We start from the raw sequence: 24,825 nt of genomic DNA on the forward strand, positions 1-24,825 counted from the left end.
GGGGCGGTGGTCGCCGGACCACCGCCCCGCCCGGTTCGACGGTCAGGCGGGGACGAGCACCACGTGCAGGTTCCGGGGGCCGTGCACGCCCTCGACCCGGTTGAGTTCGATGTCGCTGGTGGCCGACGGCCCGCTGATCCAGGTGAGCGGGCGGGACGGGTCCAGGCGCGCGAGCGCGTCCGGGACACCCGCGACGACCTGGTCGGTCCGCAGCACGCAGACGTGTACGTCGGGCAGTAGGGTGATGATCCGCCGGCCCTGGTCCGGGCTCGCGTCCAGGACGACGGTCCCGGTCTCGGCGACAGCCACCGCCGCCGCGGTGACCACCCCGCCGGTCGCGGCGATCTGCTCCCGCGTCAGGTTGTCGTCGGTCACCACGTCGACGCCGTCGGGCAGCCAGTGCCGGGGCAGCCCGGGTGGGACCACGACGCGTCGCCCACCGAGGATCGCGTCGACGACCTGCGCCACCTCGCCGTCGGCGCACCGGTGCACCGTGGCCCGGTAGTCGGTAAGCCGGTGCACCAGGACGTCGAGGTCCACGGCGCCGCCGGCCGGCCGGTAGTCCCTCGGCACGTCGCCAGGGGCGCTCGGCGTGGGACCGAGAGCGGCGCGGATCCGGCCGAGGATCAGCTCACGGGAGGTCATCGGCTCGCCCACCATTCGCGGAAGGTCTGCGGCGGCGGCTGTGGCAGGTCGCGCCCGATGGTCCAGCCGGACAGCGGCGGCGGCAGGCCGCCACCACGCCGGCCGGCGAACCGGGAGAGCCGCGCGGCGCGCTGCGCGGCCTCGTACAGCTTCGGGTGGTCCATCGTGTACGCGGCAGCCGCCATCGTGACCGCCTCGGCGCTGGGCAGGCGGTGCTCGCTCCGGTACTCCGTGACGTGCTGGGCACGGAGATGCACCAGGATCGACGGGATGTCGATCTTTACGGGGCAGGCGTCGAAGCACGCGCCGCAGAGCGTCGAGGCGTACGGCAGGGAGGCGTTGTCCTCCACGCCGGTGAGCTGCGGCGAGAGCACGGCCCCGATGGGCCCGGGGTAGACCGAGCCGTACGCGTGCCCGCCCGCGCGTTCGTAGACGGGGCAGACGTTGAGGCACGCCGAGCAGCGGATGCAGTGCAGCGCCTGACGACCGACCTCGTCGGCGAGCACCGCGCTGCGGCCGTTGTCCAGCAGCACGAGGTGGAAGTCCTGCGGCCCGTCGCCGGGCGTGACCCCGGTCCACATCGAGGTGTACGGATTCATCCGTTCCCCGGTGGAGGCCCGGGGCAGCAGTTGCAGGAACACCTCGAGGTCCGCCCAGGTGGGCACGACCTTCTCGATGCCCATCACGGTGATCAGGGTCTCCGGCAGGGTGAGGCACATCCGGCCGTTGCCCTCGGACTCGACCACCGCGAGGGTGCCGGTCTCGGCAACGGCGAAGTTCGCCCCGGAGACGGCGACCCGGGTGTTCAGGAACGTGCGACGCAGGTGCCGCCGGGCCGCCGCCGCCAGGATCGCGGGTTCGTCGGTCAACGCCGGGTCGACGCCGGGCATCTCACGCAGGAAGATCTCGCGGATCTCCGCGCGGTTGCGGTGGATCGCGGGGACCAGGATGTGGCTGGGCCGGTCCTGCCCGAGCTGGACGATCAGCTCGGCGAGGTCGGTCTCCACCGGCTCGATACCGGCCGCCTCCAGTGCCTCGTTGAGGCCGATCTCCTGGGTGGCCATCGACTTGACCTTCATGACCCGGTCGCTGCCGGTGGCCTTGACCAGGTCGGTGACGATCCGGTTGGCCTCGACGGCGTCGGCGGCCCAGTGCACGGTGCCACCGGCCGCGGTGACCGCCGCCTCCAGCTGCTCCAGCAGCTCCGGCAGGCGGGCCATCGCGTCGGTCTTGACGGCCCGGCCGGCCTCGCGCAGCTCCTGCCAGTCGGGGACCTCGTCGATCACCGCCGCCGACTTGGCCCGGATGGTGGCCGTGGCGTGGCCGAGGTTGCGTCGCAGTTGGGCGTCCGCGAGGCTGCGCCGGGCCGCGACCGGGAAGGACTCGTCGCCGCGCAGGTGCCCGACGCCGCGCGGCGCGGTGGCCGGCATGCCGAGGAAGGTACGGGTCATGCCGTCACCCTGCCGACGTCCGCCCGCACCTGCTCAGCCGGGGTGCCGGTGGTCTCGGTGCTGGCCAGGATCTCCGCGAGGTGCACGGTCCGTACGCCGGTCCGGAGGCGGGACAGGCCACCGCCGATGTGCATCAGGCAGGAGGCGTCCCCGGCGGCACAGACGTCGGCCCCGGTGGCCAACACGTTGCGCATCTTGTCGGCCAGCATGGCCGTGGAGGTGTCCGCGTTCTTCACGGCGAAGGTGCCACCGAAGCCGCAGCACTGCTCGGCCTGCGGCAGCTCCACCAGGTCGAGCCCACGGACCTCGCGCAGCAGCCGCAGCGGCTTGTCCCCCACCCGGATCATCCGCAGCGAGTGGCAGGTCGGGTGGTACGTCACCCGGTGCGGGTAGTACGCCCCCACGTCGGTCACCCCGAGCACGTCGACGAGCAGCTCGGACAACTCGTACGTGCGGCCGGCGACCTCCTCGGCCTGGCTGGCCAACCGCTCGTCGCCGGCCCGGCGGGCCACCATCGCGTGCTGGTGCCGCACCGAACCGACGCACGAGCCGGACGGGGCGACCACCACGTCGTACGGCGCGAACGTTCGTACGTGCCGGCGTACGAGCCGCAGCGCGTCGTCCGGATAGCCGGTGTTGATGTGCATCTGCCCGCAGCAGGTCTGGTCCTGCGGGAAGACGACCTCGTGCCCGAGGCGTTCCAGCAGCCGCACCGTCGCTCTGGCCGCATCCGGGAACATGGTGTCGGCCAGACACGTGACGAACAGGGCTATTCGCATACTCAGTCCTCCCAACCGAGGCGGCGGGCAGCCGCCCGCCACGCGGTCTCGGCACCGCGTGGCTCGTAACGCACGATCTGCTGGGACTGGCGCAACTCGGCCCGCAGCGCGGCCAGGTCGCCACCGAGAACGCCGAGGGCGCGCGCCTGCACCAGGACGTTACCCAACGCCGTGGCCTCGACCGGCCCGGCGAGCACCGGTAGGCCGCAGGCGTCCGCGGTGAGCTGGCACAGCAGCTCGTTGCGCGCGCCGCCGCCGACCACGTGCACGGCGTCGACGTGCCGGCCGGAGAGCAGTTGCGCCTGGGCCACGGCACGCCGGTGCGCCAGCGCGAGGCTGTCCAGGATGCAGCGGACCGTGGCGGCCGGCGTCATCGGCACCGGCTCGCCGGTACGACCGCACGCGTCGGCGATCCGTGCGGGCATGTCCCCGGGTGGCAGGAACGCCGGGTCGTCCGGGTCCACGACCGAGCGGAAGGCCGGTTCCCGGGCCGCCTGCCCGAGCAGGGCGGGCAGGTCGGTGGTGCCCCAGGTACGCAGCGACTCCTGTAACAGCCACAGACCCATCACATTGCGCAGGTAGCGGATCGTGCCGTCGACACCGGACTCGTTGGTGAAGTTGGCCCGCCGACTCTGCTCGCTGAGCACCGGCGCGTCCAGCTCGACCCCGACCAGCGACCAGGTGCCGCAGGAGATGTACGCGAAGTGCGCACCCGTCGCCGGCACCCCCACCACGGCCGAGGCGGTGTCGTGTGACCCCACGGCCACCACGGCCGGCTCGCCGGGCAGCCCCAGCTCGGGCCGGACCGGGCCGATCAGGGTGCCCGCCTCGCGCAGCGGCGGGAACAACTCGCTGCGGATTCCCGCGTCGCGCATCAGGTCCGTGGCCCAGGCGCGGCGGCGCAGGTCGTACAGCTGGGTGGTGGAGGCGTTGGTGACCTCGGCGCCGACCTCCCCGGTGAGCCAGTACGCGATGAGGTCCGGGATCAGCAGCAGCCGGTGGGCGACGTCCAGTTGCGGCGTACCGGTCGCGGCGACGAGCTGGTAGAGGGTGTTGAACGGCAGGTGCTGCAAGCCCGTCGTGGTGTAGAGCCGCTCCGCGCCGAGCTGCTTGGCCACCCGGTCGCCGACACCGTCGGTGCGCCCGTCGCGGTAGTGCACGGGGTTGCCGAGCAGCGCGCCCGACGCGTCCAGCAGCCCATAGTCGACGGCCCAGGTGTCGATGCCGATGCTGGCCACCGGGCCGGCGGCGCGCAGGCCGTCGAGGACGCCCCGATAGAGCGCCAGGACGTCCCAGTGCAGGGTGCCGGCCACGCGCACCGGTTCGTTGCGGAACCGGTGCGCCTCGTCCAGCTCCAGCCGGCCGGGCTCGACGCGGGCCGTCATGACCCGGCCACTGGACGCGCCCAGATCCACGGCGGCGAGATGCACGGCCGCGCTCACCACATCGTCCTCATGTCCGGTGGACCGTACTCAGCGGAGGAAGGCCGCGGCAACTCCCGCGTCCACCGGGATGTGCAACCCGGTCGTGTGCGAGAGTTCGCCGCCGGTGAGCACGAAGACCGCGTTGGCGACGTGCTCGGGCAGCACCTCGCGCTTGAGCAGCGTGCGCTGGGCGTAGAACTCACCGAGCTTCTCCTCCGGCACGCCGTACACGGCGGCCCGCTTGGCGCCCCACCCGCCGGCGAAGATGCCGGAGCCGCGGACCACCCCGTCCGGGTTGACGCCGTTGACCCGGATGCCGTGCCCGCCGAGTTCGGCGGCGAGGAGCCGGACCTGGTGCGCCTGGTCGGCCTTGGCCGCACCGTAGGCCACGTTGTTGGGGCCGGCGAACAGGGAGTTCTTGCTGGAGATGTAGACGAGATCACCGCCCATCCCCTGCGCCAGCAGCACCCGGGCGGCCTCCCGGGAGACCAGGAAGGAACCCTTGGCCATCACGTCGTGCTGAACGTCCCAGTCCGCCTCGGTGGTCTCCAGCAGCGACTTGGACAGCGACAGCCCGGCGTTGTTGACGACCAGGTCCACCCCGCCGAAGGCGAGCACCGCGTCGCGCAGCGCGCTGGCCACGGCCTCGCCGTCACTGACGTCGGCGGCGACGGCGACCGCCACGTCGGTGCTGCCGATCTCCGTGGCGACGGCGGCGGCGGCCTGCGCGTCGCGGTCGGCGACCACGACACACGCGCCCTCGGCGGCGAGCCGGTGCGCGATGGCCCGACCGATGCCGGAGCCACCACCGGTGACGAACGCGATCCGCGTGGCGAGGGCCTTGGGCTTCGGCATCCGCTGGAGCTTCGCCTCCTCCAGGGCCCAGTACTCGATCCGGAACTTCTCGGCCTCGTCGATCGGCGCGTACGTCGACACCGACTCGGCGCCACGCATGACGTTGATGGCGTTGACGTAGAACTCACCGGCGACCCGGGCGGTCTGCTTGTTGGCCCCGAAGCTGAACATGCCCACACCCGGCACCAGGACGACGGCCGGATCGGCACCGCGCATCGGCGGGCTGTCCGGGCCGGCGTGCCGCTCGTAGTAGGCGCGGTAGTCGTCACGGTACGCGGCGTGCAGCTCGGTGAGGCGGGCGAGCACGTCCTCGATCGGCGCGGTCGGCGGCAGGTCGAGCACCATCGGGCGGACCTTGGTGCGCAGGAAGTGGTCCGGGCAGGAGGTGCCGAGGGCCGCGAGCGCGGGGTGCCGCTCCCGCGCGACGAAGTCGAGCACCACGTCGCTGTCGGTGAAGTGGCCGACCTGCGGCCGGTCGGTGGACGCGAGACCACGCAGCACCGGGAACAGCGCCGCCGCCCGGAGCCGACGCTCGTCCACGGGCAGCGGCTCGTAGCCGCCGATCACCGGGCCGAGCGGTTCGGCCCGACCGCGCTCGTCGAGGTACGCCTGGGCGCCACGGATGATCTCCAGCGAGTTGCGTTCACACTCGTCGCTGGTCGCGCCCCACGCGGTGATGCCGTGCCCGCCGAGGATCACACCGATGGCCTGTGGATTGGCCCGAGCCACCGCGGCGATGTCGAGACCGAGCTGGAAGCCGGGCCGCCGCCACGGGACCCACAGCACCCGGTCGCCGAAGATCTCCTTGGTCAGCTCGGGCCCGTCCGAGGCCGCCGCGATCGCGATGCCGGCATCGGGGTGCAGGTGGTCGACGTGCGCCGCGTCGACCAGGCCGTGCATCGCGGTGTCGATGGACGGCGCCGCCCCGCCCCGGCCGTGCAGGCAGTAGTCGAACGCGCCGACCATCTCGTCCTCGCGCTCGATACCCGGGTAGACCTCGACGAGGGCACGGAGCCGGTCCAGCCTCAGCGCGGCCAGACCGGACGGGGTGAGGGTGCCGAGGTCACCGCCGGAGCCCTTGACCCACAGCAGCTCGACCGGACCGCCGGTGACCGGGTCGGTGCCCTCGCCCTTGGCGGAGGTGTTGCCCCCGGCGTAGTTCGTCGTGGTCGGGTCGGCACCGAGCCGGTTGCTCCGCGCGATCAGCGCCTGAACCTCGGATTGCATCGTCCTCACGTCCCCAGTCTGCGTTTCTTCAGTGGTGGTCAGGCGCCCCAGCCGGCCTGCTGGCCGCCGGCGCGTTCGGCGCGGATCGTGTCGAAGTAGCCGGAGCGGGCGTACGCGGCCATCGGGTCCGGATCCAGGCCCAGGTCCGCGCGCAGCTCGGCGAGCAGCGGCCGGACGTCGGTGTTGTACGCGTCCATCAGCACCGCGTTGGCGGCGAGCACGTCACCGGCCCGCTGTGCGGCGGCGAGCGCGTCGGCGTCGACGAGCAGCGCCTTGGCCGTCGCCTCCTGCACGTTGAGCACCGAGCGGATGATGGCCGGGATCTTCGCCTCGATGTTGTGGCACTGGTCGAGCATGAAGGCGATGCCGGCCTCCGGCGCGAGGGCGTCGCCACGAACGATCTCGTACATGATCCGGAAGAGCTGGAACGGGTCCGCGGAGCCGACCATCAGGTCGTCGTCGGCGTAGAAGCGGGAGTTGAAGTCGAACGCCCCGAGCTTCCCGGCACGCAGCAGGAACGCCACGATGAACTCGATGTTGGTGCCCGGCGCGTGGTGCCCGGTGTCGATCACCACCTGCGCCTTCGGGCCCAGCTCCAGGCAGTGCGCGTACGCGGTGCCCCAGTCCGGCACGTCGGTGGTGTAGAACGCCGGCTCGAACAGCTTGTACTCCAGCAGCAGCCGCTGGTCGTCGCCGAGCCGGTCGTACGTCTCGCGCAGCGCCGTGGCGAGCCGGTCCTGCCGGGCGCGGATGTCGTCCTGGCCGGGGTAGTTGGTGCCGTCGGAGAACCACAGCTTGAGGTCACGTGAGCCGGTGCGGTCCATGATGTCCACGCACTCGAGCAGGTGGTCGATCGCCTTGCGGCGTACCCCCGGATCCGGGTTGGTGACGCTACCCAGCTTGTAGTCGTTGTCCTGGAAGACGTTGGCGTTGATGGCGCCCAGGCCGACACCGTGGTCCACCGCGTACGCGGCCAGGTCGGCGTAGTCGTCGACGCGGTCCCACGGGATGTGCAGGGCCACCGTCGGCGCGATCCCGGTGTACCGGTGCACCACCGCCGCGTCGGCGATCTTCTCGTACGGGTTGCGCGGCACGCCCTCCTGGGCGAAGACCTTGAACCGGGTGCCGGAGTTGGCGTACGCCCAGGACGGGGTCTCGATGCGCTGGGCGCGCAGGGCCTGCTTGACCCGTTCGAGGGTCTGCGCGTCGGGCTGCGTCATGATGGTTCTCCCGTCTCTGCGGCGAGTTGCGCCTCAAGGTTGAAGACCTCGTCCAGCGGCCGCATGGCACGGTCGGCGGCGCCCTGGTCGAGGTCGACGAAGTAGGACGCCATCTCCGCCTGCCAGCGGGCGTTGACGTCACGGGTCTGCATGGCGGCCTGTGCCGCCGCGAAGTCGTCGGTGACCAGATATCCCACGAGCAGGCCGTCCTCGCGCAGGAAGAGCGAGTAGTCGTGCCAGCCGCTCTCGGCCAGGGCGGCGAGCATCTCCGGCCAGACCTTGGCGTGGCGGGCCCGGTACTCGTCCAGGCGCTCGGGATCGACCTGGAGGGTGAAGCAGACGCGGGGCATGGATCTCCCGTCGGCTCCCCCGATCGGTGCGGCGCGGCGTGCGCCGCACCGACCGGGGAGGCGGTCAGAACTGGAACTGGTCGATGTTGTTCTTGTCGAAGACGGTGGGCGGGCCGAGGACGACCACCCCGTCCTTGCCGACGGTGAACTCGCCGAGCTTGCCGGCCTTGAACTTGTCACCCTCGGCGCCGGTGATCTGGCCGGACGCCAGTGCCGCACCGGCGTACGCGGCGAGGTAGCCGAGGTCGGCGGGGCTCCACAGGGCGAACGCGTCGACGGTGCCGTCCTTGACGTACTGGCGCATCTGGTTGGGGGTGCCCAGACCGGTCAGCTTGACCTTGCCCTTGTACTGCGACCCGCTGAGGTAGCGGCCGGCCGCCGCGACGCCGACGGTGGTCGGCGAGATGATGCCCTTGAGGTTCGGGTACGACTGCAGCAGACCCTGGGTCTCCTGGAAGGACTTCTGGTCGTCGTCGTTCCCGTACGCCACGGTGACGAGCTTGATCTTGGCGTACTCGGGCTTCTTCAGCTCGTCCTTCATCAGCGCGATCCAGGCGTTCTGGTTGGTCGCGTTGGCGGTGGCCGACAGGATGGCGATCTCGCCCTCGCCGCCGATCTGCTGCGAGATGAGCTTGACCTGGTTCTCCGCGATGCCCTCGGCGGTGACCTGGTTGACGAAGATCTGGCGGCACTCCGGCTTGGTGTCCGAGTCGAAGGTGACGATCTTCGCGCCGGCCGTCTTCGCCTGGTTCAGCGCGCCGCAGATCGCGTTCGGGTCGTTGGCCGAGGTGACGATCACGTCCATGCCCTGCTGGGACAGGGTGTTGATGTAGCTGACCTGGGACGAGGCGCTGGCCTCGGACGGGCCGACCTCCTTGAACTCACCCTTGATCTCGGTGACGGCCGACTTGCCGCCGCCGTCCGAGACGGTGAAGTACGGGTTGTTGAGCTGCTTCGGCAGGAAGGCGATCTTGAGCCCTTCCTTGATGGCGGCGTCGGGATTGGCGGCGCCGCTCGCCTGGTTGCCGGCTCCGGAGTCGTTGTCGGAATTGTCCCGGGTGGTGCCGCCACAGGCCGTGGCGCTGAGCAGCAGTGCGGCGAGGGTGAGGCTGGTGGCCCCGACACGGAGCCCTCTGCGGTACGCGGACATCGTCATCCTTCCGGGGGTGGTTGTAACGCGGGGGACCTCACGAAGCGACGGGGTGCCGCTGTCGTCGACGGTGCAGCCGGGCGCGGATGTCCGCGACGGCGTTGGGCAGCACCACGGATGCGATGAGCAGGGTGCCGGTGACGATCGTCAGCGCGTTGGCGTCGACGTCGGCGAGTTGCAGCGCGTTGCGCAGGACGCCCAGGAGCAGGACGCCGGCCAGCACGCCGAGCAGGCCACCCCGGCCGCCGAAGATCGAGACGCCGCCGAGCAGTACGGCGGTCACCACGGTCAGCTCCAGGCCGGTGGCGTTGTCGCCGCGGGCGCTGGCGTAGCGCAGCGTCCAGAAGATGCCGACCAGGCCGCACACGGCTCCGGAGACCACGAAGAGCCAGAACTTCGTCCGGGCCACCGAGACACCGGTGAACGTGGCGGCCTGGTCGTTGTTGCCCATGGCGTAGAGCGCCCGGCCGGCCGGGGTGGCGTGCAGGACGACCCCGAAGACCAGTGCCAGCAGCAGCACGGGGACCACCACGACCGGGATCGACGTGCCGGGGATGTTGCGCACCATGGCGGCGGTCCAGTCGGCCGGGAAGTCGGCGACGGCCTGGTCACCGAGCAGGACGAAGGACAGCCCCCGGTAGAGCGCGAGCGTACCGATGGTCACCGCCAACGAGGGCAGACCGAAGCCGGTGACGAAGAGGCCGTTCACGGCCCCGAGTACGGCACCGAGCAGCACCACGAGGACGCAGATCAGCTCCAGGGACAACCCGCTGGAGAGCCAGAGCTGTCCCATCAGGGTGCTGCACAGGCCGACCATGCTGGCCACCGAGAGGTCGATCTCGCCGGTGATCACGATCAGGGTCATCGGCAGTGCGATGAGCGCCAGCGGCACCAGGTCGAGCAGCAGGAACTGGGCGTTGCGGCCGGTGGCGAAGTTCTCCACGGTCAGGCCGGCGACCAGCACGGCCACCACGAGGGCGGCGACGATCGCGGTGTCCCACGAGCCGAGCAGCCCGCGCAGGGTGGCGAGGCGGCCCGCGCCGGGCTCGGCCTCGGCGGTGGGCGGTGCGGCGTACAGGCTGTCATGCGCCATGGGCGCTTCTCCCTCGGAGGCGGGCCGCCACCCGCAGGGCCAGGAGCCGGTCCAGCCCGATGGCGGCGAGGATGAGTGCGCCGACCACGGCCTGCTGCCAGAACGGGTCGATGCGCAGGACAGCGAGCGAGCTGCCGATCGTGGTCAGCAGCACGGCGCCGAGCGCCGCGCCGTAGGCGCTGCCGCTGCCGCCGAAGATCGCCACCCCGCCGACCACGGCCGCGGCGACGACCTGGAGTTCCAGGCCGTTGCCGGCGGCCGCGTCGAGGGTGCCGAAGCGGGCCGCGTACAGCACGCCGGCGAGCCCGGCGAGCGCGCCGTTGGCGACGAACACGGCGAACACCCGCCGACCCACCGGGATGCCGGAGAGCCGGGCGGCCGCAGGTTCCGAGCCGATCGCGTACAACTCCCGGCCGCTGCGGTAGGAGCGCAGGTAGAAGCCGACCGCGGCGACGACGACCAGAGCGACGAGGAACAGCACGGGTACGCCGAGCACCGTCTGGTTGCCCAGCCGCAGGAACGCCGGGGGCATGTCGGCGGCGTTGATCTGCCGGCCGGACGCCCAGTAGTAGTCGACGCCACGGAAGGCGTACAGCGTGCCGAGGGTGATGACCAGGGCGGGCACCCGGGCCACCGCGATCAGGCCACCGTTGACCGCGCCGCACAGCGCGCCCAGGGCCACACCGACCACGAGCGCCACCGGCCACGGGGTGCCGGACGCGTTGAGGAACAGCGTTCCGGTGGCGAACGCGACCAGGCCCAGGATCGAACCGACCGAGAGGTCGACGTTGCGGGTGACGATGACCAGCGTCTGGCCGACCGCCAGGATCACCAGGATCGCGCAGCCCAGCAGCAGGTCCTTGATGCTCTGACCGCTCAGGAACCGGTCGTTGCGCAGGGTGGTCACCAGGACCAGCAGGCCGAGCGCGAGCAGCAGACTCAGCTCGCGTACGGCGAGCAGCCGCTCGGTGAGACTGCGGCGCGGCCGGTCGGGCTCGGTCGGGGCGTTGGCGGTGGCCCGCTCGGGCGCGCCGGCATCGGTGAGGCTCATGCGGTCGCTCCTTGACCGGTGGCGGCGAACATGATGGAGGTCTCGTCCGCCTCGGCCCGGGGCAGCTCGCGGACCAGTCGCCCCTCGTGCATGACCAGGACCCGGTCGGCCATCCCGAGCACCTCGGGCAGTTCACTGCTGATCATGAGGATGGCCAGCCCTTCGCCGGCCAGCTCGGAGAGCAGACGGTGCACCTCGGACTTGGTGCCGACGTCGATGCCACGGGTGGGTTCGTCGATGATCAGGATCCGCGGCTCGGTGGCCAGCCACTTGGCGAGTACGACCTTCTGCTGGTTGCCACCCGAGAGGGTGGCCACCGGCGCCCCGAGCCGGGAGGCCTTCACCTGTAGCCGTCGCGTCCAACTGCGGGCCTCGGCACGCTCGGCGCCACCGAGCAGGATGCCCAGCCGGCTCAGGGCCCGACGGCGGGCCAGGGTGGCGTTGCGCTCCACCGACAGCTCCATGACCAGGCCCTGCTGCCGCCGGTCCTCGGGGACCAGCGCCATGCCGGCGGCGATCGCCCGGCCCGGGCTTCCGGCCCGGACGGCCCGACCGGCCACCAGCACCTCGCCCGCGTCGTACCGGTCGACGCCGAAGACGGCCCGGGCGACCTCACTGCGGCCGGCGCCGACAAGCCCGGCGAGCGCGACGATCTCTCCGCCACGGACCGAGAACGACACGTCGGTGAAGACGCCGGTTCGGGTCAACCCGCGGACCTCGAGCAGCGTGTCGCGCAGCTCGGCGTCCTGCTTCGGATAGAGCGAGGCGACGTCTCGGCCGACCATGCGCCGCACCACCTCGTCGACGGTGAGATCGGCGGCCCGGTCGCTGGAGACCCAGGCGCCGTCGCGCAGCACGGTGACGCGTTGGCACAGGTCGAACACCTCGTCGAACCGGTGCGAGATGAACAGCACCGCCGCGCCGCGCTCGCAGAGCGACCGGGCGACCGCGAAGAGCCGCTCGACCTCCACCCCGGAGAGCGCGGCGGTGGGCTCGTCCATGACCAGCACGCGGGCGTCGAAGGAGAGCGCCTTGGCGATCTCGACGAGCTGCTGGTCGGCGATCGACAGCCCACGGGCCGGTCGGGTCGGGTCGATCCGGACCCCCAGCCGCTGGAACAGCTGCTCGGCGTCGCGGTTCATCGCGGCGGCGTCGATGCGGCGCAGGCCGCGAAGCGGCTGCCGGCCCATGAAGATGTTCTCCGCCACGGACAGGTCCGGAAAGAGCGTGGGCTCCTGGTAGATGACGGCGATGCCGGCGGCTCGGGCGTCGGCGGGGCCACGCAGCCGCAGCGGCTGCCCGTCCAGGGTCATCTCACCGGCGTCCGGCGCGTGCGCGCCGGCCAGGATCTTCACCAGGGTGGACTTGCCGGCACCATTCTCGCCGACCAGGGCGTGGGCCTCACCGGGGTGCAGTGCCAGGTGCACCCCGCGGAGCGCGGCGACGGCCCCGAAGGACTTCGTCACGCCGTCGAGTACCAGCAGCGGAGCCTCGTCCGTGCCCGGTAGTTCGGCGGTCATCCGATCCCCTCCTGAATCGTTTCACGGTTCGTGCATGGACCGTAGGGGCAGCCATTCGAGAGCGTCAAGAGTTTCGCCGCGATTTCTTTCCTGTTGCTGATGCGGGCTCGATTGGGCGTCCGGCACCCCTGCACCGCCCGTAGAACCGACGCGCGGCGCTGCCGCTGGGCTGGATGAAACGTTTTAGGAGATATAGACTGCCCGGCGACCAGGTCGAACCAGTGTCGAGGGAGCCATGGCAACGGCGAACATCAAGGAGGTCGCCCGGCACGCTGGCGTCTCTCTCGGCACGGTGAGCAACGTGCTCAACCGGCCCGACACCGTCGCCCCCGCAACCCGCCAGCGGGTGCTCGACGCCATCACCACGCTCGGCTACGTCCGCAACGACTCCGCACGTCAACTGCGCGCCGGGCACAGTCGGACCGTCGCCATCGTCGTTCTGGACGTGGCCAACCCGTTCTTCACCGACGTGGTCCGCGGCGCCGAACAGGTGATCGAGGAGGCCGGCGCCATGCTCGTCGTCTGCAACAGCGGCGAGGACAGCGCACGGGAGCGCCGACACCTGGAGCTGTTGGAGGAGCAGCGGGTCCGCGGTGTCCTCATCACCCCGGTCGGGCACGGCCCCCAACCCAACCTGGACAAGCTCATCGACCGGGGCATCCCGGTGGTGCTGGTGGATCGGGGTACGGGCCGGGCGAACCGCTGCTCGGTGGCGGTCGACGACGTCCTCGGCGGCCGGCTCGCCATGGACCACCTGCTGGATCAGGGGCACCAACGCATCGCCTACCTCGGCGGCCCGCTCTCGCTCGCCCAGGTCGCCGACCGGCACGCCGGAGCCGCGGCCGCGCTGGAGGAACGCGGTGGCGCCGCCGAACTCCGGGTGGCGGCGACCTCCAGCCTGACCGTCGCCGCCGGCCGCCGTGCCGCCGAGGAACTGCTGGCGCTGCCGGCCCGGCAGCGGCCGACCGCCGTCTTCTGCGCCAACGACCTGATCGCGCTGGGCGTACTCCAGGAACTGACCGCGCGCGGCCTGCGGGTGCCGGTCGACGTGGCCATCGTCGGCTACGACGACATCGAGTTCGCCGACGCGGCGGCCGTGCCGCTGTCGTCGGTGCGTCAGCCGCGCGACCAGCTCGGCCGCACCGCCGCGGAGCTGCTGCTGGAGGAGGCCGAGTCCGGCGACACGCACCGGCACCGGCATGTGGTCTTCCAGCCGGAGCTGGTCGTCCGCCGCTCCAGCGACCAGCCCCGACGCACCCGACGCTGACCGACCGAAGCGGCGGGGCGACGTGGCGGACATCCACCACAGGTTCGACCCCGCCGCCTCCACGATCCGCGCGACGCGGAACCTAGCCGTGCTCGTGGATCAGGCTGCCGGGACCGGCGTCACCCAGACGTCGGCGATCGACGGGTCGTAGCCGCCACCGGTGTCCTGGTAGCGGACCCGCACCACGCCGTCGCGGGTCGCGTCCGGCCGGTCGACGACGAACTGGTAGCTGACCGTGCCGGGCCCGGTCGCCGTGCGTTGCCACGACCGGGTGTGCGCCACCACCCCGTCCACGACCACCTGGTAGTCCTTGAGCTGCGGCCCGTCGTACGTCTCGACCGAACGCAGCACGAACGGCTCGTTGGGCCGGACAGCGAGGTCGAACTCGAACCAACCGCCGGGGCGCGTCACGTCGGTGTACCGGCGGGTCAGCCCGGCCTCGACGCTGGTGCCCGAGTAGGTCGACGCCGCGAGGCGGTGCGCCTGCTCGGACGCCTGGACGCCGAGGTCGACGTGGTCGTACGCACCCGCCGGCGGGTCGTTGTCGACGGCGAAGGAGTAGGAGCCGGACCCGATCTCGTAGACGGCGACCGCGCCGTCCATCCGGACGTACCGCACCCCGTCGGCCTGCCCTGCCGGCCGGCCGCCCTCGGTGACCGCCTCCGGCCCGGGTGTGGGGATGCGGACCGTCGCCGTGGTGTTGGCCGGCACTGTGAGACGGAGCCGCAGGTCGCCGCCCGCGTCGAGGTTCCAGTCGCTGCCGATCGACCCGTACGCCGAGCGGTACGACGCCCTGGCCGAGGTGAGACCGCCGCCCGGCTGAGGCGCGAACGTGAGGTGGGCGTACCCGGGGTTGCCGGCGTCGGGTTGAATGCCCGCCACCGTCCGGTACATCCAGTCGCCAACCGCGCCGTAGGCGTAGTGGTTGAAGGAGTTCATCCCCACGTCGCCGAAGCTGCCGTCCGGCATGATCGAGTTCCAGCGCTCCCAGATCGTGGTCGCGCCCCGGGCGATCTCGTAGCCCCAGGATGGGTAGGTGTCGTTGAGCAGCAGCCGGTAGGCGACGTCCAGGTGCCCGGTGTCGCTCAGCGCCGGCAGCAGGTCCGGAGTGCCGAGGAAGCCGGTGGAGAGGTGCCAGTCGTGCCGTTGCACGTTGGCGACCAGCCGGTCGGCAGCCTTGGCCCGCAGCGGGTCCGGCAGCAACCTCATGCCGATGGCCAGCACGTACCCGGTCTGGCTGTCGCCCTGCACGGCGCCGTCGGCCGAGACGTACTCATCGACGAACGCCTGCGCGATGGCGTTGGACAGCGCCGCGTAGCGGGCCGCGTCGGCCGTCCGCCCGATGGCGCCGGCCATCTGCCCCAGCAGCCGGATGCTGTACGCGTAGTACGCGGTGCCGACGACACCGGCGGGCGTCGGGTCGTCCAGGTTGAGCCAGTCGAGGTACGGGCCGGCGTTGGTACGCCGGTTGCCCGAGCTGGTGCTCTCCAGCCAGGACGCGTACCGCACCATCGAGGCGTAGTGCTCCTCGACCACCCGGGTGTCGCCGTAGCGCTGCCAGAGCGTGTACGGCACGGTGATCCCGGCGTCGGCCCAGCCGGTCGCACCGTCCCCGCAGCAGGCACGGGGAGCGACGTCCGGGTAGGCGCCGTTGGCTGACTGCGCGTCCCGCAGGTCCTGCAGCCACTTGCTGAGGAACGTCAGGCTGTCCATGTTGAACGTCGCGGTGTTGGCGAAGACGTTGATGTCGCCGGTCCAGCCGAGCCGCTCGTCCCGCGCCGGGGTGTCGGTCGGGATGGACAGGAAGTTGCCGCGCTGGCCCCAGGTGATGTTGCTGTGCAGCTGGTTCACCATCGCGTTGGAGGTGGTGAACTCACTGGTCAGGCCCCCGTCGGTGTGCATGACCAGGCCGGTGACCGTGGACAGGCTCGGAGTGCCGGGGAAGCCGGTCAGCTCGACGTAACGGAAGCCGTGGAACGTGAAGGTCGGCTCGTAGACCTCGGCACCGCCACCGCGCAGGGTGTAGTTGTCGGTGGCCCGGGCCGTACGCAGGTTGGCCGTGTACGCGGTGCCGTTGGGGTTGAGCACCTCGGCGTGCCGGATGCGGACCGTGGTGCCGGCCGCTCCGTTGACCCTCAGCCGCACCTTGCCCACCATGTTCTGGCCGAGGTCGAAGATCCAGGTGCCGGGGGTGGGCTGGGTCAGCGCCTTGGCCGGCAGTTCCTGCGTGACCCGCACCGGCGGGTCGACCTGAGCGACGATCTTGTCGGTGGCGTCGACGTCGTCGACCGTGGCGGCCGACCACCCGGTGTCGTTGAACCCGGGCGTGTCCCAGCCGGCCGGCAGCCGGCGCGCGTCGTAGGTCTCGCCGTGGATCAGGTCGGTCTGCAGGAACGGCCCGGCCGTGGCTCGCCACGAGCCGTCGGTGCCGACCGTCTCGCTGCGCCCGTCGGTGTAGTCGATCACCAGTTGCGCGCTGAGATGCGGGCGGGAGCCGTAGTTGTCGGTGCCGAACCAGGCGATGCTGCCGGCGTACCAGCCGTCGCCGAGCTGGGCGCCGACGGCGTTGTCGCCGGAACGGAGCTGGCTGGTCACGTCGTACGTCTGGTACTGCACCCGCTGGTGGTAGTCGGTCCAGCCGGGTGCCAGCTCGTGGTTGCCGACCCGCTGGCCGTTGAGCGACAGCTCGTAGACACCGAGCGCGGTGGCGTACATCCGGGCCCGGGCGACCGTGCCGTTGACCCGGAAGCCCTTGCGCAGCAGCGGGTTCGCGTCCAGCGCGGTGAGCATCGCCTCGGTGTCGCCGGTGACCCGCAGGCCGGCGGAGGTGGCCGTGCCCGCCCCGAACGGGTTCTGCCCGTCGGTGAGCGGAGCCGCGAAGAGGGTCTGGCCGCCACTGGTCACCGAGAAGTTGGAGAAGACGCCGGTCTCCGCGCCGTTGGTGCGCAGGCCAACCGAACCGGCCCGGTGCGCGGTGTTGGTGGTGACGTCGACCTGGGTGCCGTCGACCCAGGTGGTGATGGTGTTTCCGGCCGCCGTGATGCGCAGGGTGTGCGGTGTGGTCAGCTTGTCGGCCGGTACGACCGCGCCGAGCGGCACCTCCTTGAGCACGGTCCAGGCGCCGTCGACCCGGGCGTGCGGGCGCAGCTTGGCGCTACCGCCGGTGATGGAGAACTGCCACATGTACGCGTTGGCCGCGCCACGGGCGCGCAGGTAGATTCCCGCCGCGTCGCGTTCCAGCCGGACCGTCGTCTGCACCGTGTAGTCGGCCCAGCTCTCGGTGGGCGAGGGCAGACCGATCCAGTCGGCCTGCCAGCCCTCGCCACCCCGTACGCCGGTCTCCCAGGACGCGGGCGCGCTCCACCCGGACGCGTCACCAGCGGTGTCCCAGACCTGGACCTGCCAGACGTAGCGGGTTCGTGGTCGCAGTTGCGGCCCGGCGTAGGCAACGAGGGTGCTCTCGCGTGACCGGACCCGGCCGCTGTCCCAGACGTCCGGGTTGCCGAGCCGGTCGGTGCTGGTGGCGACCCGCACCTGGTACGACTCCTGGAGCACGCCTCGCGCGGCGGATTCGATCCGCCAGCCGAGGCGGGGCTTGGCCACGTCCAGCCCGATCGGCTCGGACGCTCGTTCGGTGGTCAGGCCGGTCACGGTGAGCGCTGCGGCGGCCGGCGCAGCCGACGCCGGCCCCGGTCCCGCCATCGGTGTCACGCCGAGCAGTAGCGCGAGAAGCGCCGAGAGTGCGGCGCGGTGCCGCGGTGTGCGCGTCATACCTGGTCCTCATCCTTCTGGTGGTGGTAGCAGGATGAATCGTTTCAGGCAGGCTACGCGCTCGTTGTGGTCAAGTGAAGACATTCACGGCGATGAGTTCCGGCCGCAATGGATCGGCCGGCGAGCGCGAGCGGCGGCGGCGCTGGATCGACACGTCGACGTCCCGCGCCGGACGGGATGTCCGGCGCGGAACGACAGCGCGATCGACGGTCAGGCGTACGGCAGGCGGATCACCGAGGTGTTGCCGAGGCCGAGGGTGGTCGGGTTGTTGCCGATGGCGGACCACACCTCGGCGCGTACCGTGCCGCCAACCAGGTTGCCCAGCGCGCCGGTGGACGACTGCAGGCCGGCGGTCTGCGTGTAGTGCTCGTACCCGGTCACCGGGTCGGTGGCGAAGTACCGGTAGGTCTCCACCCGATCCCAGCTACCGTTGCCGGTCAGGTCGTAGGACAGCCGCACCTGCACCCCGTTGCCGACCGCCGATCCGGCGTCCAGGAACAGGTCGAAGGTGGGTTGGCCGCCCTGGTAGCCGAGGGTGAGCCCGGTCGTGGTGAAGACCGCGGCGTTGGTCGGCGTACCGTCGTGGTTTCCGCCCGCGGCGGCGACCGTGGTCGTGGCCGCGGTGCCGACGGCGCCGAGCCTCCCGCCGGGCAGCAGGTACTGGGTCGGGCTGCCGACCGGATCGGGATCCGGGTCCGGGTCGGGATCGGGGTCGGGGTCCGGGTTGGTGCCACCGCCGGCACTGCCCCCGACCCAGGTGTACGCCCCGGTGGTGGCGGTCTTCCCGGCCGGCACGGTGAGCGTGGTGCCGTTCGAGAAGGTGACCGTGATCTGCGCGCCGGTCAGGTTGGCCGCCACGTAGGTGCGGGCGCCGTTGCGGTTGAACACCGCGGCCAGCGGGTGGTTGGCCGTGACGCTGGTGTCGACGGTGCCGAGGGCCGCGAGGTTGCGGATCCAGTGGAACGTGTGCGCCCGGCTCTCGCCCTCCTCCGGGGTGTAGCCGGGGTTGGCGCGCAGGTTGGCCAGGGCGGCGTCCGCGTCGCCGAGAGCCTGGAACTGCCAGAGGATGTCCTGCCAGACCGTCGGTGGACCGCCGTTGTTGCGGACCAGCTCGGCGTAGTTGGTGCGTACGTACGCCGGGTTCTGGCCGAGGTAGAGGTGACCACCGGTGACGGGCAGCAGGTTGATGCCATGGATCATCTCCGGCTCACCGCTGAACCAGGTGGCGTACGCGCCGCCGTCACCCCAGACCATGCCCACCGTGGAGTGGCCGAACGCGGTCGGGAAGTTCTGGTCGCTGGCGTCGAACCAGTATTCCTGGATGGCCGCGGCCTGGGTGGTGTAGAGGAAGACACCGGCGTCCCGGACGGCGGTGTTCCCGGTCGCCTGCCCCCACTGGATCAGGGCGTTGGCGAAGTTCATCCCCTCGGACGAGGACTCCTGGTTGTTGCCCGAGCCGAACGAGCCGTGCCCGGAGGCCCAGTCGTGGCCGGCGTAGATGTCGAAGTCCCGCAGGTAGGGAAAGCGGGTGTCGGTGCGGTCGTAGTTGTCGGCGTCCCGGATGAGCAGGTCGACCATGGTGCCGTACTGGCTCGCCGTCGCCCAGCTCGGATCGAACTTGGCCAGTGTCGCCGCGGCGGCGATGAAGTAGCCGTAGTGGAAGTGGTGGTCGTTGAGTTCCTGGTCGGACCCGTACGAGGCGGGGTAGCCGATCAGGGTGCCCCAGTTGGCGTCGTAGTAGAAGACGCGCGAGGTCTTGCCGGCCGACGCGGTGAACCAGTCGGTGAGGGTGGAACGGATGGCGTTCAGGGCGCTGGTGCGGGTGTCGACGTCGCCGACCAGATCGGCGATCTCGGCGAGGCGGGCGGCGCGGCCGAGGCCCTTGCCCGTCCAGTAGGTGTCGTTGCCACGCTGGTCCATCGGGTTGCCACGAGCGGCGGCCAGGTGGTTGCGCAGGGTGGTCAGGTCCGCGCCGGTCGCGCCGACCGGCGGCAGCTCCGGCAGTACGCCCTGGTACCGCATCGAGGTGGTGAACTGGCTGATCCCGGTGAGCACCCTCATCCGACCCCGGGCCGAGGGGTAGGTCTGGGTGAGCGGGGTCGCCCCGGTCAGCGCCTTCCACTGGTGCGGATAGAGGCTGACCACGGTCTGCGTGGCGGTGCCCTCGCGGGCCGTGGTGGTGAACGCGTACGTGGTGCTCACCGTGCTGGTCGACGGGTTGTACGAGTAGCTGACCCGGGTGCCGGTGACGTGCGCGTGGGCGTACCGGCCGTAGCTGGTGGCGAGCGCGGCCCGGTCGGTGCCGTTGGCCGTCGGCGGGAGCAGGGCGACCGAGAAGTAGCCCCGACCGGCGAGGGTGGAGCTGATCCGTGCGCCCGCCACGGTCCAGGTGGCGCCGCTGGGCGCGTAGCCGACGTAGTCGTGGCCCGCGACGGTGAACCCGATGGTGGCGCCGCTGTTGGACCACACCGTCGGCGTGCCGGACGCGTTGATCACCGCGTCGCCGCCGCTGCTCTGGAAGTACGCGAAGGGCAGGCCGTGACCGATGGTGGCGCGCAGGCTGCGGGCACCGTCACTCCAGTACGGACTGACGGTCCAGTCGGTCCACCCGTCGACCTTGACGTTGGGTGCGGCGAGGCCGTTGACGCCGACCCGGATGTCCTCCACGTACGGGTAGTGGTACTCCCCCACCCCGGTGGCGGTGCCGCTGATGCTGGGTGTGGAGTTGCCGGAGAAGCCGAGGCCGTTGGCGAAGGTGTCGTAGGACAACGGGTGGGCGTGCAGCGGTTCGCTGAACGCGCAGTCGGTGCGCTTCCAGAGCAGCGACGACCACCAGTCGTTGGTGGGTACCGCGCCGGCCGGGGCGTTGGCGGTGGCGTACTGCCGGGGGTTGGTGGACTGCTGGCCGCACCCGGCGGGCAGTGCGCCGACCGGGGTGGTGGTGTAGCTGCCGGCGCCGGCGGGGGCGGCGTCGGCGGGCCGGGTGGGGGCGGCGAGCGTCAGGCCGCCGACCAGCAACGCCAGGGTGGCGCCAGCGGCCAGCACGCGCGAGACCGGGCCAGTGGCCCGGCGGGGGTGGTGGGGAATCGGTCTCATGATGCCTCCGTGGCGGCCGGCTGGGGACGGGCCGGGACACCGGGTTCGAGGAGCGGGCGGGGGACTGCCCGTGAGAGCGCTCTCTCGCCGGAAGCGTAGCGACGACTTTCGTACCCGTCAATGTTTCCGATCGGTTGCGCCGTCGCGACGGCTGATCGCCGGCCGGCAGGGCAAGCGGCGCGGCTCAGGTCGAGTCGCGCAGGACCAACTCGGTGGCCAGCACGACCGAGTGGTCGACCTGCTCGCCGGCTGCCAGCCGGAGGACCTGTTCGGCCATCCGCCGGCCCATCTCCACGATCGGCTGACGGACGGTGGTCAGCGGCGGATCGGTGAACTGGGCCATCTCCACGTCGTCGAAGCCGATCACGGCGACGTCCTCGGGAACCCGGCGCCCCGCCTCCCGCAGGGTGCGCAGCGCGCCGTGCGCCATCAGGTCCGAGGCGACGAAGACCGCGTCGAGCTGCGGATCGTCGGCCAGCAGTTGCCGCATGGCCACCGCGCCGGACCCTCGGGTGAAGTCACCGACGGCCACGATGGACCGGCGGTCCGAGTCACGCAACGCGTTGCGGTACGCGGCCAGCCGCTCGATGCCGGCCACCATGTCCTGCGGGCCGGCGATGGTGGCGATGCGCCGCCGCCCGCCGGCCAGCAGATGCTCGATCGCGGTGGCGACGCCGCCGGCCTGGTCGACGTCGACGTACGGCAGGTTGGTCCGGCCGAGCGGGCGTCCACCGCAGATCACCGGGATGCGGCGGCGGGCCAGGGTGGCCGGCAGCGGGTCGGCGCCGTGCATGGAGGCGATCAACACGCCGTCCACGTGCCCACCGGTGGCGTACCGCTCGATCCGCTCGTGGCCGGCGTCGGAGTGCGCCATCAGCAGCACCAACTGCTTGTCGGCGTCCTCGAGCACCTGACTGACCCCGAAGATGATGCCGGGGAAGTACTGGTCGTCGGAGAAGACCCGGTTGGCCTGCTCGGTCAGGACCAGCGCGATCGAGTCGGTCCGCTGGGTGACCAGGGTACGGGCGGCCTGGTTGGGCACGTACCCCATCTCCTCGACCACCTGGCGGACCCGGACCTGGATCTCCTCGGCGACCTTCGGCGACCCGTTGACCACCCGCGAGACCGTGGCGCGGGAGACGCCGGCCCGACGGGCGACGGCTTCCAGGGTCGGCCGGCCGCCCGCGGCGGTCATCGGCCGGCCGGCGTCGGCCGCGGCGCATCCACACCGGACGGCTCGGGCCGACCCGGGCCGTTGTCTCGCAGGCGGATCACACGACACCTCCGGCGTCATCGTAGTCACTGGATCATCCCGCCGACCGCCCGCAGGCCGGGCCCGGCGATCACCGCTCTCGGAGACTATCCCTGAGAGCGCTCTCTTGACAGGACACATTCAATGCGGTGACTCTTATCCCGCTCTGAGAACGCTCTCTCGTATCGACACCGGAGCGCGCGCCCCCACCTGCCGGGGCCTCGCCGCTCCGCTCCGACCGTCTGACGTGACCTGAGAGGGGTCCGAATCCATGAGAGCCCGTCCCCGCCGCTTCGCGGCAGCCGCACTCGCCGCCGCCGTGCTCCTGACCGGCGTCTCCGCCTGTGGCGACGACAGCGAGAACGCCGACGGCACCGTCACCCTGACCGTCGACGTGTTCAGCCAGTTCGGCTATGACGAGCTGTACAAGCAGTACATGGCCGACCACCCGAACATCAAGATCGTTGAGCGGGGCACCGGCACGAACCTCGACGAGTACTCCCCCAAGCTGACCCGGTGGCTGGCCGCCGGTGCCGGTGCCGGCGACATCGTCGCCATCGAGGAGGGCCTGCTCGTCGAGTACCGGGCCAACCCGAACAACTTCGTCAACCTGCTCGACCACGGCGCCGGTGAGCTCAAGGGCAACTTCCTGGACTGGCGGTGGAACCAGGGGCTCACCAAGGACGGCAAGTTGATCGGCCTCGGCAGCGACGTCGGCGGCATGGCGATGTGCTACCGCAAGGACCTGTTCGCCAAGGCCGGCCTGCCGACCGACCGCAAGGCCGTGTCCGAGCTGTGGCCCACCTGGGACGCCTACATCGACACCGGCCGGCGGTTCGCCGCCGCCAACACGGGCGCGAGCTTCCTCGACGCCGCCACCAACACCTTCAACACCATCCTGTTGCAGACCGCCGGCAACACCACCGGGTACAGCTACTACGACACGTCCGACCAGGTGGTCGTGGACAGCAACCCGGCGGTACGCACGGCGTACGACACCACCGTGAAGATCATCGACGCGAAGCTGTCCGGCAAGTTCGGCGCCTTCTCGGACGAGTGGTCCGCCGCGTTCAAGCAGGGCAAGTTCGCCACCATCGCCTGCCCGGCCTGGATGACCGGTGTCATCGAGGGCAACGCCGGCCCGGAGGCCAAGGGCAAGTGGGACATCGCCTCGGTCCCCGGTAACGGCGGCAACTGGGGCGGCTCGGTGCTCGCCGTGCCGAAGCAGGGCAAGCACCAGAAGGAGGCCATCGAGTTGGCCAAGTTCCTGACCAGTCCGCAGGGGCAGATCGGCGCGTTCAAGGCCAAGGGCAACCTGCCCTCCTCACCGCAGGCCCTGGACGAACCGGCCGTCAAGGACGCCAAGAACGCGTACTTCAGTGACGCCCCGGTCGGGCAGATCTTCGGTGCGGGCGCCAGGAGCCTCCGGCCGGTCTATATGGGCCCGAAGAACCAGGCCGTCCGTACCGAGGTGGAGACCGCGGTCCGCACCGTCGAACTCGGCCAGCGCAGCGCCGCCGACGGCTGGTCCGACGCGGTCAGCAAGGCCAAGGCCGCCGCGCAGAAGTAGCCGCCGCCAGCGGCCCCGGGGACCGGCCACCGCCGGGACCCGGGGCCGCCCACCGGCCGCCCCTTTCCCTCAAGGAGCCTGATGAGCCTTCAGGTCGACACCGGTGCCGACCGGCCCACCCCGATCGGCGGCCGGTCCGCCCGCCGCCACCGGCGGGACGACCGGGAACAGCGTCGGAGTCCACGGCCCTCCTGGACCAGCCGATTCGACAACCGGTACGCCCCCTACCTGTACATCGCGCCGTTCTTCGTGCTCTTCGCGATCTTCGGCCTCTATCCGCTCGCCTACACGGCCTGGGTGTCCCTGCACGAGTGGGACCTCATCGCCGCGAACCCGACGTTCGTCGGCCTCGCCAACTACACCGCCCTGCTCCGCGACGCCGACTTCTGGAACTCGGTCGTCAACACCCTCGCCATCTTCGTCATCTCGACGGTCCCCCAACTGCTGCTCGCCCTGTGGTTGGCGAATCTGCTCAACCGAGGGCTGCGCGCGCGTACCTCGTTCCGGATGGGGATCCTGATCCCCAACCTCACCTCCACGGCGGCCGTCGCGATCGTCTTCAGCCAGTTGTTCGGCCGCGAGTTCGGCCTGGTGAACTGGGCTCTCGGCCTGGTCGGCGTGGACGCCATCGACTGGCACGCGAACCGGTTCGGCGCCTGGATCGCGGTGTCCACCATGGTCGACTGGCGGTGGACCGGCTACAACGCGCTGATCTTCCTGGCCGCCATGCAGGCCATCCCCCGGGACCTGTACGAGTCGGCCGCGCTGGACGGCGCCCGGCTGGTACGCCAGTTCTGGTCCATCACCGTGCCGCTGCTGCGGCCCACGATCATCTTCTGCACGGTCATCTCGACCATCGGCGGCCTGCAACTCTTCACCGAGCCGCTGCTGTTCAACTCGGGCACCAACCCGATCCGTGGCGGCACGCTGCGGGAGTCCCAGACGATCACGATGTACATGTTCGAGAACGCCTTCGCGCCGAACTTCAACTTCGGCTACGGCTCGGCGATCGCCTGGATGCTGTTCCTGCTGATCATCATCGTCGCGGTCGTCAACGTGGCGCTCATCCGGCGTACCGGTCGCTCGGGCAAGGGAGGGCTGTGA

At 71.2% G+C, this 24,825-nt stretch carries 17 protein-coding genes; 3 read left to right on the forward strand and 14 right to left on the reverse strand.

Annotation, left to right across the window (positions count from 1 at the left end):
• Positions 1-42: 42 nt before the first annotated feature.
• The 11 genes from ACFQGL_RS11755 to ACFQGL_RS11805 all read right to left on the reverse strand — a co-directional run bounded on the left by ACFQGL_RS11755 (position 43) and on the right by ACFQGL_RS11805 (position 12,765).
• A complete protein-coding gene (locus tag ACFQGL_RS11755) occupies positions 43-645 on the reverse strand; it encodes a LutC/YkgG family protein (protein ID WP_377509877.1) in 603 nt (200 codons plus the stop codon).
• The gene (locus ACFQGL_RS11760) at positions 642-2,096 is read right to left on the reverse strand and encodes a LutB/LldF family L-lactate oxidation iron-sulfur protein (protein WP_377509879.1); all 1,455 of its coding nucleotides are present in this window, start codon (positions 2,094-2,096) and stop codon (positions 642-644) included. Before ACFQGL_RS11760 ends, ACFQGL_RS11755 begins: the two co-directional genes overlap by 4 nt.
• Complete coding sequence (locus tag ACFQGL_RS11765) at positions 2,093-2,875, reverse strand: (Fe-S)-binding protein (protein ID WP_377509882.1); 783 nt, start codon at positions 2,873-2,875, stop codon at positions 2,093-2,095. Before ACFQGL_RS11765 ends, ACFQGL_RS11760 begins: the two co-directional genes overlap by 4 nt.
• 2 nt (positions 2,876-2,877) lie before the next feature.
• Positions 2,878-4,317, reverse strand: coding sequence for a rhamnulokinase (locus ACFQGL_RS11770; RefSeq protein WP_377509885.1), 1,440 nt, complete (start codon positions 4,315-4,317; stop codon positions 2,878-2,880).
• Positions 4,318-4,347: 30 nt separating this feature from the next.
• Positions 4,348-6,381, reverse strand: coding sequence for a bifunctional aldolase/short-chain dehydrogenase (locus ACFQGL_RS11775; RefSeq protein ID WP_377510648.1), 2,034 nt, complete (start codon positions 6,379-6,381; stop codon positions 4,348-4,350).
• Positions 6,382-6,419: 38 nt separating this feature from the next.
• Positions 6,420-7,601, reverse strand: a complete 1,182-nt coding sequence (rhaI, locus tag ACFQGL_RS11780) for an L-rhamnose isomerase (RefSeq protein ID WP_377509888.1) — start codon at positions 7,599-7,601, stop codon at positions 6,420-6,422.
• Positions 7,598-7,951 (reverse strand): L-rhamnose mutarotase, encoded by a 354-nt coding sequence (locus tag ACFQGL_RS11785; RefSeq protein WP_377509890.1) that lies wholly within the window; start codon positions 7,949-7,951, stop codon positions 7,598-7,600. Before ACFQGL_RS11785 ends, rhaI begins: the two co-directional genes overlap by 4 nt.
• Before the next feature lie 64 nt (positions 7,952-8,015).
• Entirely contained in the window at positions 8,016-9,101 is a 1,086-nt protein-coding gene (gene rhaS / locus ACFQGL_RS11790) for a rhamnose ABC transporter substrate-binding protein (RefSeq protein ID WP_377509893.1), read from the reverse strand.
• A gap of 37 nt (positions 9,102-9,138) precedes the next feature.
• Positions 9,139-10,194: an ABC transporter permease gene (locus tag ACFQGL_RS11795; protein WP_377509896.1), complete on the reverse strand. Its 1,056-nt coding sequence runs from the start codon at positions 10,192-10,194 to the stop codon at positions 9,139-9,141.
• The gene (locus ACFQGL_RS11800) at positions 10,184-11,245 is read right to left on the reverse strand and encodes an ABC transporter permease (protein WP_377509900.1); all 1,062 of its coding nucleotides are present in this window, start codon (positions 11,243-11,245) and stop codon (positions 10,184-10,186) included. Before ACFQGL_RS11800 ends, ACFQGL_RS11795 begins: the two co-directional genes overlap by 11 nt.
• Positions 11,242-12,765, reverse strand: coding sequence for a sugar ABC transporter ATP-binding protein (locus ACFQGL_RS11805; protein ID WP_377509903.1), 1,524 nt, complete (start codon positions 12,763-12,765; stop codon positions 11,242-11,244). The genes ACFQGL_RS11800 and ACFQGL_RS11805 overlap by 4 nt, the downstream gene beginning before the upstream one ends.
• A gap of 235 nt (positions 12,766-13,000) precedes the next feature.
• Between ACFQGL_RS11805 and ACFQGL_RS11810 the strand changes: the two genes are divergently transcribed.
• The gene (locus ACFQGL_RS11810) at positions 13,001-14,032 is read left to right on the forward strand and encodes a LacI family DNA-binding transcriptional regulator (protein WP_377509906.1); all 1,032 of its coding nucleotides are present in this window, start codon (positions 13,001-13,003) and stop codon (positions 14,030-14,032) included.
• 99 nt (positions 14,033-14,131) lie between these two features.
• Here ACFQGL_RS11810 and ACFQGL_RS11815 read toward each other — a convergent pair whose 3' ends face one another.
• From ACFQGL_RS11815 to ACFQGL_RS11825, 3 genes are all read right to left on the reverse strand, one after another.
• On the reverse strand, positions 14,132-17,803 hold the full coding sequence (locus tag ACFQGL_RS11815) for a family 78 glycoside hydrolase catalytic domain (RefSeq protein ID WP_377509909.1): 3,672 nt from the start codon (positions 17,801-17,803) through the stop codon (positions 14,132-14,134).
• A 210-nt stretch (positions 17,804-18,013) separates the two neighbouring features.
• A complete protein-coding gene (locus ACFQGL_RS11820) occupies positions 18,014-20,899 on the reverse strand; it encodes a glycosyl hydrolase (protein ID WP_377509912.1) in 2,886 nt (961 codons plus the stop codon).
• A 184-nt stretch (positions 20,900-21,083) separates the two neighbouring features.
• Positions 21,084-22,094 (reverse strand): LacI family DNA-binding transcriptional regulator, encoded by a 1,011-nt coding sequence (locus ACFQGL_RS11825; protein WP_377509915.1) that lies wholly within the window; start codon positions 22,092-22,094, stop codon positions 21,084-21,086.
• Between the two features lie 328 nt (positions 22,095-22,422).
• Between ACFQGL_RS11825 and ACFQGL_RS11830 the strand changes: the two genes are divergently transcribed.
• Both ACFQGL_RS11830 and ACFQGL_RS11835 read left to right on the forward strand, forming a co-directional pair.
• The gene (locus tag ACFQGL_RS11830; RefSeq protein WP_377509918.1) at positions 22,423-23,721 is read left to right on the forward strand and encodes an ABC transporter substrate-binding protein; all 1,299 of its coding nucleotides are present in this window, start codon (positions 22,423-22,425) and stop codon (positions 23,719-23,721) included.
• Positions 23,722-23,802: 81 nt separating this feature from the next.
• Positions 23,803-24,825, forward strand: coding sequence for a carbohydrate ABC transporter permease (locus ACFQGL_RS11835; RefSeq protein WP_377509921.1), 1,023 nt, complete (start codon positions 23,803-23,805; stop codon positions 24,823-24,825).

The sequence above is a fragment of the Micromonospora vulcania genome, from assembly GCF_042658605.1.
GTDB lineage: Bacteria > Actinomycetota > Actinomycetes > Mycobacteriales > Micromonosporaceae > Micromonospora > Micromonospora vulcania.